The organism is Collinsella sp. CLA-ER-H4, assembly GCF_040092395.1.
In the GTDB taxonomy this organism is placed as follows: domain Bacteria; phylum Actinomycetota; class Coriobacteriia; order Coriobacteriales; family Coriobacteriaceae; genus Collinsella.
Map to the genome: position 1 here is coordinate 19,145 of NZ_JBBNLQ010000018.1, position 8,035 is coordinate 27,179.

Consider the following 8,035-nt stretch of genomic DNA (forward strand, 5'->3'; position numbering starts at 1 on the left):
AAATAGGCTAGCAATCGATGACGTGAAGGTCATGCGACGTCTTGGTGAAAGGCTCGTAGCCGTTCTCGGTGACCACGCCGTAGTCCTCCAGGCGCACGCCGCCCACACCGGGCAGATACACGCCGGGCTCCATGGTGATAACCGAGCCGACCTCGATGGTGTTCTTGCTGCGGTTGAAGTTGGGCAGCTCGTGGATGTCGATGCCCACGCCGTGGCCCAGACCATGGTTGTAGTATTCACCATAGCCGGCATCGCCGATGATCTTCTTGGAAAGCTTGAAAATGTCGTTGCCCTCGACACCCGGATGGATGGCGGCAACGCACTCCTCGTGCGTACGGCGCACGAGCGCGTACAGGTCGAGCTGCTTCTGGGTAGGCTCGCCCATCACGACGGTGCGCGTCATGTCGGAACGATAATCGCAGTAGCCCGCGCCGTAATCCATGAGGACGAAGTCGCCCTTCTCGATCACGCGGTCGCTCGGCACGGCATGCGGGTTGGCGGTGTTGGGACCGCTCGCCACGATGGAGCCGAAGGCAAGGCTGTCGGCGCCGTTGGCGAACATAAAGTTCTCGAGCTCGTTGCGAACCTGCTTCTCGGTCATACCGGGTTTAATAAAGCCGAGCATGTGCTGGAAGGCGGCGTCAGTGATCGACTGTGCGTGGCGCATGAGCTCGATCTCCTCGGCATCCTTGATGGCGCGCATCTTGCGGATGTCGTCGTGCATCAGCGGCAACATGCAGACGACGGAACGGTCCTCCAGACCACGCTGAATACCCTGGTAGAAATTAATCTGCATATCGTCCTCGACAGCGCAGACGCGGCACTTGTTGGCCGCGATCTTGCCGGCGACCCAACCGGGGATGGTGCCCTCATCCATGTCGTAGACCCAGGGGCTGCCGGCGGGCGTGTTCTCCTCAAAGCTGTTGAGGTAGCGCGAGTCGGTGTGGAACAGGCACTGGTCGGCCGTAATAAACGCAGCGTGCGGGAACTCGAAGGTGTAGTCGAAGACGCCCTTCACGCCCGTAAGCCAACGAAGGTTGGCCTCGTCGCGAACCACGATGGCGTCGTAGCCACGCTCGGCCATCAGGGCACGGACACGCTCGATACGACCGGCAGGACCGGCAGCAAACTCAGACATGCAGATTCCTTTCTTGTTGTCTCTATATAGACGGGACGGGCCTCAACCGAACGACGGAATCGCATGCGATCCGCAACCGATTGGAAACCCGCCCCTCAACATGATACGAAAGACGATGGAAGTCAATAAATCTTAGAGAAGTTCTTTGCGAGAAGCCAAGTAGGCGTGAGCATGGCGATCAAGAACCTCGTCCTCGACGTTCGTTAGGCGAATGGCGCCGAGCGCCGCGGGCAGCGGCGACATGCTGCGGTTCGACCGTGCAAACTGCTGCCTGCGGAACTCCTCGATATATGCGGCAGGCTCCAGATCGAAGGCAAGTTCCTCGATACCAAAGTCCTCCAAGCAGTCATCGACCTCAAAAACGTAATCGATATCGAAGTCGCAGGCATCATGTGCTAGGCGCGCCTCAAAGCGCATGCCCTCGGACAACAGCTGGTAGGCAGGGACCTGCGAAGCGTCATCGCCCAAGCAGGCGCGCAGGGTACGCTCCCCCGTCTTGCCAAAATCGAGCGCATGGCGGGCGCTCGGGTTCGTGGCCATCAGTACGTCCTTGCGGGCAGTCTGAGACCATTGAACAGCATTAACGAGTGCGACCTCCTCGCCCGCGAGAATCTCGGGGACGGTCTCAGTAAACTGATTCCAGCGGGACTTGCTGCTCGAAAGCATGGTGCCAACAAGTACCACATAGCCGAGCTTGAGGTCCTCAGGGTCCGCCTCGCGAACAAGGTCGAGGTCACACACGACCAAGCCCGGTTCGGGACGGAACGCGATAGCGGGAAGCGCATTCGACGACGAGGCGACGAGCGGCTTCATGGTCGTCGCGACCGTGAGCATGGCGTCGAACGTCGTCGGCAGCAACGCGCACTCGGTGCGGCCGCACCACTGATTGGCACACCAGCTAACAACCGAGCAGGTTGCGGCATCGCCAACGGCGACAACGAGATCGTCGCAGGTAATGCCGTTAGCCGACAGGGCACCAAAGACGGTATCGGCATCGGCCAATGTAGCGCCGGCAGGCGAAACCTCAAGGACGAGCAGCGACACGGCAAAACCGGCGTCAACCAGCGCATGCTCGACGACCTCGCCAAAACGCTCTGACGAGGCGGTGTTCCAAACGACCATCGCGCGCTTAGGCTTGCCCACGGCCGAGGCAAACATGCGCGAAAGCTCATCGAACGCACCCAATCCGACACGGACATCGACGCTGCGGTTTTGGAAATTGATCAGTTGACGGCGAATCATAGCAGTCCACGCTCCAAAAGCATCTCGGCACAAAGGTAGGAAACGTCCTCGAAGGACTTGTTGCGAATATCAAGGGTAAGGTCGGCGGCCTGTCGATACAGCGGACGGCGATGCTCAAACAGGCGCGCGGCATGCTCGGGCGAGCGGAAATCGGGGCGCGTGTCGGAACGACGAATCTGGCGAATCGAATCCTCGAAGTCGCACTCGAGGTAAACGCACGTACCCATTTCGTGCATCAACTCAATATTCACCGGCGTCTCGACGATACCGCCCCCGCACGAAACCAACAGGCTGCGCTCGCTTTGGAGCGAACGGAGCGCCGAGGTCTCGAGCTCACGAAAACGATCCTCGCCCTCGGTCTCAAAAATCTCGGTTACCGACTTGCCGCAACGGCGCACGACCAGGCGGTCGGTATCGACAAAACGCCGCTTAAACATAGTGCCGACGTTGCGCGCGAGCGTCGATTTGCCCGCGCCCAAAAAGCCGATAAAGAAGATATGGTCGCAGCCGTGTTTGATGTGCTGGGACATAGCGAGACCTAATCCTCGCAGGGAAGGTCGCGCAGGGCCCGGCGCTCAAAGATACGGAAGATCTGCGTATACCACAGGTCCTGCGTCGCCTGCGGCTTTACCAAGATGGTATCGACGCCGGCGAAGTTGCCGCTCCACACGTCCGTGTAGAGCTGATCACCGATCAGCACCGCCTCGTCGGCCGTGGCGCCGAGGCGCTTAAGACCCGCCTTAAGGGCAAACGGCGCCGGCTTCATGGCGTGGCTGATGGCCTCGAGTCCCAGCTCGCGTGCAGAGCTCATGACCTGGTCGCGATGCCAGTTGTTGGACACCATGCACAGCTTAAAGCCTTTGGCGCGGGCGGCGTCGAGCCAAGCGGAAACCGCGGCGGGAACCTGCTCGGTATCGCGCGGCACCAAGGTGTTATCGCGATCGAGCAGAATGGCGCGTTTGCCGTCGGCCCACAGGGTATCGAGGTCGATGCGATCGACCGAGGCAACGTATCGTTTGGGGCTAAAAATCCTCATGCTAATTCCAAGACTGTTGATGCTCTTCGTAGGTTTGCGAGAAGTACTCCTCGTCCTGCGTAATGTAGAAATACAGGTCATCGGAGTCGGTCGGCTCAAGCGTGGCCTTGAGTGCCTCGAGCGACGGAGAGCAGATGGGCGTGGGCGGCAGGCCCTCATGCTTATAGGTGTTATACGGGCTATCGCTCTGCAGGTCGTCGGCGGTAACCTCGCCACCGGTGACATACATCATGGTCGCATCGCTGTTGAGATAGCGCAGACCGTCGAGCTTGCCGGCAAGGCGGTTGTAGAAGACCGAGGCCACGTGCGCACGTTGATCGGCGTTGAGGCCCTCGCGCTCAACGATAGAGGCCAAGTTGACGATGTCGAAGTCGGACATCTCAACACCGTAGCGCTCCTTGATCTTGGCTTCGCAGCTCGCAAAGTCTAGCGACTTATACTCGGTCTTAAACTGATCGAGCATAGCGCGAATCACGTCATCGGCCGTCGGCGAATCACCCAACGAATAGGTCTTGGGGAACAAGAAACCCTCGAGCGAGTCGTTGGCGGCGCCCTTAAGGAAGCTATAGTCGTCCACGTAGTTGGAGGCCTTGGCCTGGTTGAGGAAGTCTTCCTTAGAGATGCTGTCGTAGGCCTGGGCCACACGGTCGGCGACTTGATCGACCGTTAGGCCCTCAGGGATAGTCAGCGCATTGGAGCCCGCGTTGGGGCCTTCCATGAGCTGCTGAACAACCTTGGTCGCATCCATGAGTGTGGTGAACGAATAGGTACCAGGCTTGAGCGACATATCGGCGTTGAGCTTTTTCACCGCCGCATAATAATCTTTGGGATTTTCGACGATATGGTTCTCGAAGAGAATCGAAGCGATGCTGTCACCCGAGGCACCATCGGGAATCGTGATAGTAACCTGCTGGCCTGCAACGACTTTCGCATCCTCACCGGCAAAGAAGCCTTTGACGGCTGGCACGACAAAGAAAACGATCGCGACAAGCGCAAGCACGGCGACGACGCCACCGATAATCACAGGCACCGGGGAGCTTTTCTTTTGAGAACCGCGACGAGTATGCGTGTTGTAGCTCGAGCGGGTCGCCGGAGCAACGCTATGCGAACCGCGAGCGTGATGCGAATGCGATTGGGGGGCCTGCGTTCGCTGGATAGGTGCCTGCTGCTTAAAGCGGGTGCCGCCTGCAGGCTGGGCCGTACGAGCAGTGGGCTGCTGAGCCGCGTGAGAAGCCGGATGCTGAACCGAACGAGCAGAAGGCTGCTGACCCGTCCGTTGAACAGGTTGGCCCGAATGAGAGAAGGACTGCACCGGGCGCGCGGCAGGCTGTGCTGGGCGCTGCGTCGGCTGTGCCGGACGCTGGCCAGGCTGGGCAGGGCGCGACGCCGGCTGCTGCGTACGATTCGGCTGGCGCGGATCGGAAGCGCTAGACATGCTGGACCTCCTCGTTTTTACGATCGAGCCACGTCTGCAAAAACAGGCTGGCGGCAATCATGTCGATCTTGCCCCTCATCTGCTTTTCGTTGAGGCCCTGCTCGCGCAGGATACGCTTGGCCTCTTGCGAGGACAGACGCTCGTCCTCAAACTCCAGCGGAAGATCGAGCTCGTCGGCAATCTTTTGCGCCACGGCGGCAACGCGCTCGGCCTGGGGGCCGGGCTCACCGGCCATGGTCAGGGGACGTCCGCTTACCAGGATGTCGGGCTCATAGTCCTCAACCAGATACCGGAACGTCTTGGTCATACCGGTGACCTCGGCAGCCGGAAGCACCTTGACAGGCATCGCCATCTTGCCATCACGGCTCGAGACGGCGATGCCAATCCTGGTCTCCCCTATGTCCAGCGCGAGCGCAACCACAACGACTTCTTAGATTCTTAGGCGCCGAGCGCGGTCTTAGCGGCCGCGAGGGCATCGGCAATACCGGCGGCGTTCTTGCCACCGGCCTGGGCCATGTTGGGACGGCCGCCACCGCGACCGTCGACCAGACCCGCGATCTGCTTGATCACGTTACCGGCGTGGAACCCGGCCTTGACGGCGTCATCGGAGCCGGCAGCGAGCAGGGCCGGAGTGCCCTTCTCAGTCACGCTGGCGATGACACAAGCGACAGGGCCGGCGACCTTCTGGTGCACGGTATCCCATACGTTGCGCAGGTCGGCAGCCTCAAGGCCCTGGAGCTCAGCAACGACGAGCTTGTAGCCATTCAGCTCGACAGCGCCGTCGATGGCGCTGGAGATCGCATCGGAAGAGCCACCGGTGAGCGCCTTCTTGAGCTTATTGGACGTCTCGCGCAGCTCGGCCTGCAGGTTCTCCACACGGGCGGGAACCTCGTCGACGCGGCACTTGAGCGCAGCGGCGGCGGCGTCAACGAGTGCCAGGCGGTCGGCCATATAGTCGAGAGCACCCTTAGAGGTCACGGCTTCGATACGGCGGACGTTCGAGCCCGTAGAGGACTCGGAAATAATCTTGAACAGGCCGATCTCGGCGGTATTGGCAGCGTGCGTGCCACCGCAGAGCTCGCGAGAGAACGGCTGGTCATCGGCGCCCACGGAGACGACGCGGACGACATCGCCGTACTTCTCTCCAAACAGAGCGACTGCGCCGGCAGCCTTAGCCTCGTCGATGCCCATAACACGGGTCACGACCGGCTTGGAGGCGAAGATCTGCTGGTTGACCAGGTCCTCTACAGCCTTGAGTTGCTCTGAGGAAAGGGCCTCGAAGTGCGTAAAGTCAAAGCGCAGGTGCTCGGGCGTCACCAGCGAGCCGGCCTGGGAGACATGCTCGCCCAGGACCTGCTTAAGCGCAGCGTCGAGCAGGTGGGTGGCGGTGTGGTTGCGGCGCAGGAAACCACGGCGCTCGGCGTCGAGCGCGGCGGTAACAGCGGCACCGACAGTCAGCGTGCCATCGGCAACGTGCGCGACGTGGGCATACAGGCCGTTGTGGTTCTTGGTGTCGGCAACGGTCAGAACAACGCCCTCGGCGGAAAGCTTGCCGGCATCGCCCTGCTGACCACCCATCTCGGCATAGAACGGGGTGCGGTCGAGCACGACCTCGACATCCTCGCCCGCGGCTGCGGACTCGACGGACTCGCCGTTGCGCACGATGGCGACAACCTTGGCGCCCTCGATCACATCGTTGTCATAGCCGTCGAACTCGGTCGCTGCGACCTTGTCGGAAAGCTCGACCCACACGTCGTTGAAGCTGCCCCAGGCATCGCCCTTGGCGTTGGCGCGGGCGCGGGCCTTCTGGTCCTCCATGCAGGCAGTGAAGCCGTCCATGTCGACGTCGTGGCCAGCGGTACCCGCGATCTCGACGGTCAAATCGATGGGGAAACCAAAGGTGTCGTGCAGCTTAAAGGCGACATCGCCCGGAAGCACAGCGCCCTCGGCAAGCGCTGCCAGGGCCTCGTCCAGGTAAACGCGGCCGTTGTCGAGCGTCGTGGAGAAGCGCTCCTCCTCGGAGGCGACGATACCCTTAACGAGCGCGACGTTCTTGAGCAGCTCGGGGTAGGCCTCGCCCATCTGAGCGTTGACCTCGTCGATGAACTTGGTCAGGAAGGCGCCCTCGATGCCCAGCAGGCGACCGTGGAACACGGCGCGGCGGAGCAGGCGGCGAAGGACGTACTCGCGGCCCTCGTTGCCGGGCAGGATGCCGTCCGAGATCATAAAGTCGACAGCACGGGAGTGGTCGGCGATGATGCGCAGGGAGCGGCTGGCGCCGGAGTAATCGTCGGCGTCATAGGTCTTGCCGCTGATCTCCTCACCGAGCTTGATGAGGTGCTGCATCAGATCGCCGTCGTAGTTGGCAGTCTTGTGCTGCATGATAGCGGCCATGCGCTCCAGACCCATGCCCGTATCGAGGTTGCGGTGCGGCAGCTCCGGCATGGAGCCGTCCTCCTGGCGGTCGTACTGGGTAAACACGAGGTTCCAGAACTCAAGGAAGCGGTCGCAGTCGCAGCCGGGCTTGCAGTCGGGGCTGCCGCAACCGACCTCCTCGCCCATGTCAAAGTAGATCTCGGAGCACGGACCGCAGGGGCCGGTGGGGCCAGCGGCCCAGAAGTTGTCGTCCTCGCCCAGGCGGGAGATGTGGTCCTCGGCAACGCCCAGGGAGCGCCACACGTCATGGGTCTCGTCGTCCTCGGTAAAGACGGTGAAGTACAGGCGGTCGAGCGGCAGCTTGAACTCCTTGGTGATGAGCTCAAAGGCCCAGGCGCAAGCCTGCTCCTTGGAGACGCCGCCAAAAGAGAAATCGCCGAGCATCTCGAAGAACGACAAGTGACGGCCGTCCTCGCCGATGCAGTCGATGTCGTTGGTGCGGACGCACTTCTGGCAAGAGATCGCGCCGATCTCCTTCATGGTCTTCTTGCCCTGGTAGTACTCCTTAAACTGGTTCATGCCGGCGTTGGCAAGCAGCAGCGAGGGATCATCGGGGACGAGGGACGAAGAAGGATAGAGTTTAAGACCGCGCTCCTCAAAGAAGTTGAGGAACTTAGAGCGAATCTCGGCCGTAGTCATTGACGGGTAGTCAGCACTCATAGAGGGAATCTCCTCGGTTTCACATCGAAACAGTTCAAACGTAACGATATTACCATCCCGCCGCGCAAGTGCAAAAAAGAGGGCCGCC

At 61.1% G+C, this 8,035-nt stretch carries 7 protein-coding genes; all 7 read right to left on the minus strand.

The genetic code is table 11. The annotated features are described in order from the left end of the window. Positions 1 to 7: 7 nt before the first annotated feature. Positions 8 to 1,138 (minus strand): Xaa-Pro peptidase family protein, encoded by a 1,131-nt coding sequence (locus AAAX34_RS09115; protein WP_349110998.1) that lies wholly within the window; start codon positions 1,136 to 1,138, stop codon positions 8 to 10. A 132-nt stretch (positions 1,139 to 1,270) separates the two neighbouring features. Further along, positions 1,271 to 2,380, minus strand: a complete 1,110-nt coding sequence (locus AAAX34_RS09120) for a hypothetical protein (protein ID WP_349111000.1) — start codon at positions 2,378 to 2,380, stop codon at positions 1,271 to 1,273. Then, positions 2,377 to 2,910 (minus strand): shikimate kinase, encoded by a 534-nt coding sequence (locus tag AAAX34_RS09125; RefSeq protein WP_349111002.1) that lies wholly within the window; start codon positions 2,908 to 2,910, stop codon positions 2,377 to 2,379. The genes AAAX34_RS09120 and AAAX34_RS09125 overlap by 4 nt, the downstream gene beginning before the upstream one ends. Before the next feature lie 8 nt (positions 2,911 to 2,918). Continuing rightward, entirely contained in the window at positions 2,919 to 3,416 is a 498-nt protein-coding gene (locus tag AAAX34_RS09130; RefSeq protein ID WP_117769616.1) for a YqeG family HAD IIIA-type phosphatase, read from the minus strand. 1 nt (position 3,417) lies between these two features. Beyond that, a complete protein-coding gene (gene mltG / locus AAAX34_RS09135) occupies positions 3,418 to 4,851 on the minus strand; it encodes an endolytic transglycosylase MltG (protein ID WP_349111004.1) in 1,434 nt (477 codons plus the stop codon). Further along, positions 4,844 to 5,272, minus strand: a complete 429-nt coding sequence (gene ruvX, locus AAAX34_RS09140) for a Holliday junction resolvase RuvX (RefSeq protein WP_349111006.1) — start codon at positions 5,270 to 5,272, stop codon at positions 4,844 to 4,846. The genes mltG and ruvX overlap by 8 nt, the downstream gene beginning before the upstream one ends. A gap of 17 nt (positions 5,273 to 5,289) precedes the next feature. Continuing rightward, on the minus strand, positions 5,290 to 7,947 hold the full coding sequence (gene alaS / locus AAAX34_RS09145) for an alanine--tRNA ligase (protein ID WP_349111007.1): 2,658 nt from the start codon (positions 7,945 to 7,947) through the stop codon (positions 5,290 to 5,292). Positions 7,948 to 8,035 lie beyond the last annotated feature (88 nt).

Bases quoted from the DNA above. Each gene is read 5' to 3' on its own strand.
- AAAX34_RS09120 (WP_349111000.1), bottom strand. From the start codon at position 2,380: ATGATTCGCCGTCAACTGATCAATTTCCAAAACCGCAGCGTCGATGTC.
- AAAX34_RS09125 (WP_349111002.1), bottom strand. From the start codon at position 2,910: ATGTCCCAGCACATCAAACACGGCTGCGACCATATCTTCTTTATCGGC.
- alaS (WP_349111007.1), bottom strand. From the start codon at position 7,947: ATGAGTGCTGACTACCCGTCAATGACTACGGCCGAGATTCGCTCTAAG.
- mltG (WP_349111004.1), bottom strand. From the start codon at position 4,851: ATGTCTAGCGCTTCCGATCCGCGCCAGCCGAATCGTACGCAGCAGCCG.
- AAAX34_RS09130 (WP_117769616.1), bottom strand. From the start codon at position 3,416: ATGAGGATTTTTAGCCCCAAACGATACGTTGCCTCGGTCGATCGCATC.
- AAAX34_RS09115 (WP_349110998.1), bottom strand. From the start codon at position 1,138: ATGTCTGAGTTTGCTGCCGGTCCTGCCGGTCGTATCGAGCGTGTCCGT.